The following is a 370-nucleotide window of genomic DNA, read 5'->3' on the forward strand; positions in this document are numbered from 1 at the left end:
CGGGCCGCGGTCAAACAAGCGTTGATTCGCCACGGGGAGGTGCCCGACGAGGAGCATGCGGTGAATGCCATTATTCCGCTGTTACCCAAGCGGTTCCTCGGGGCCACGTCCCGTGTTGGTTCGCCCAATCAGGTCGGTTCATCCAACCTCGGTGTGGTCAACCCTGCTGCCGGCCGGGCCGATGGCACCGACGCCGACCACTTCGCCATCAAGGTTCTGCCCTATCTGGGGCTCACGGAAGCGATGCTCAACCGGTTCGGGGGAACGCAGTCGTTTCTCTCCGGAAGGGTGAACGGAAAGGTCTTCATCTCGGCCCATTCCTATCTGCCGGGTCGAGTCAACACGAATGAGCGTTTGCAACAAGACCTTT

1 pseudogene is annotated in these 370 nt (G+C 60.8%); it reads left to right on the forward strand.

The features are described 5' to 3' along the window. A pseudogene (locus tag ACZY08_RS29730) lies at positions 1-370 on the forward strand (hypothetical protein); the annotation flags it as partial.

It is taken from the genome of Mycobacterium sp. IDUB_9 (assembly GCF_055419505.1).